The sequence below is a fragment of the Paenisporosarcina sp. P5_A11 genome, from assembly GCF_056400705.1.
This window is the reverse complement of the sequence record NZ_JBFUKT010000333.1, coordinates 1-1,640: the sequence shown is the minus strand read 5'-3', so window position 1 is coordinate 1,640 and position 1,640 is coordinate 1. Positions and strand designations below refer to the sequence as shown.

Here is a 1,640-nt window from a genome sequence, read left to right as displayed (position 1 = left end):
CGTCCCAGGAGGGATTCGAACCCCCGACCGACGCCTTAGAAGGGCGTTGCTCTATCCAGCTGAGCTACTGAGACTTGTGTTGCCCCTATTGGGGTTCAAGGTTATTTTTGATGAATTAGGGATTCGTTCATTTTACGTTTTCGGACCGAAACTACCTACTTTCTTATGTTATCACTAAAAACCGTCTTATTGGAAGCTTTATATTATTATATGTGTACAATGTTTGAGTTTGGTAGCATTTTGCTAAGGAATTTGAACCCGCGTCCAGAACTCCAGTACTTAAGCTTCTACGCATGTATCTTGCCTATTGAATTTCGCACAGCATTATGCCTACCTTAGAGCCTAAGGATGGAAGGCTCTTCCATATGTTTATTTATAACAACATTATCCACTAGGGAGTCATACTTTTTTACGAACTTGGTTCAATGACCTACTGTAATTTCAATTAAAGCTAAATAAAAAGAGAATCTAACTTCAAGATTCTCTGTGTAGACGCTATTAGTGTGGTTATTTTATGTGCCATTCCTAAGAAGGAGCCCAACCTCATTATCCATACTCGTCCACATACATCTGAACGTTTTATGTACTTGGAGATGGTGAAATATTTGGCAATAGCCTAGGTGCTGTAATAAACTTCCAGATGGTCGGGTTATGACGAAGCAGTGTTTTTGGTTAAACAATTCCTATATTCTTAGTAAGTTAGATGAAAATCTAAAAAATAAGTGTAATTTTGGAAAAGTGGCTAACCATAATACCGTTAATACTTTACTAATGGTTATTAAACATTTTTGAAAGTTAATGTAATTGAGGATAATGAAATCTCCGAAACTGAGCGAAAAGAAGGCGGATTCGATGGTACTAAATAGTATATGTTTTTAAATTCCAACAATATATATAATCTTAACTTAAAAACTTAACATCTTTCTCCCTTATTATTTTTATGAGCCTCTCCAGAAGGAAAGGCTCACTACTCACTATCACATCCGATAGATATTTTTCATTACTAGTAGTGATCAGCACTCGACATGACTAGGGTGCTGAAACAAAATATGATTTATCTATACTTCTACTTTATCCCGAAGATTTATATTGAATAACTTACACAGGTGTTTAGTCACCATCTCTTCCACCTCATCAGCATCCAACACATCAAGAATCATCGCACCACCAACTACATTTAGATWTTTACTAGCCTGAACAAAATGATTTCGTTTAATGTCCTCACCTTGTTGCTTAAGCTTGTAGATGGCTCTTAGGATTCCGACAGTAATATCTCGGTTAGAAGTGAAGTTACTTGAAAAAAAGATTGTACTTCGGGCTGAGAAATCTCTTTCTGTAAAGAAATCAGTTAACCAAAATGGATTTTCTTTGTTGTTCTCGTCGTATGTCATATAACCCACCCACCATAGACGAGCCAAAATATGAACAAATAAAGAGCGTTTGGCACTATGTGTAAAGAATAGACTAGACATAATACGCTTGTCATTATAAGCCTCAATATCCTTTTTCAATCGATAAAACGTAAAGTCTCTAAATTGCAGATGTGCTAGTCCAGCCCAAATCCGTTCTTGAGTTGCTTGAGCAACAGGTAGATGTAGTAACGCTATGTATACGGCCTTTACATTTTCTCTATCACTTAC

Annotated in this window: 1 protein-coding gene and 1 tRNA gene; both read right to left on the bottom strand. The window is 36.5% G+C overall.

Annotated features, from left to right (window positions below):
• Nucleotides 1-74, bottom strand: a tRNA-Arg gene (locus tag AC1DOS_RS20025).
• 984 nt (nucleotides 75-1,058) lie between these two features.
• On the bottom strand, nucleotides 1,059-1,640 hold a 582-nt coding region (locus AC1DOS_RS20020; RefSeq protein ID WP_477538894.1), incomplete at its 5' end, for a DUF6339 family protein.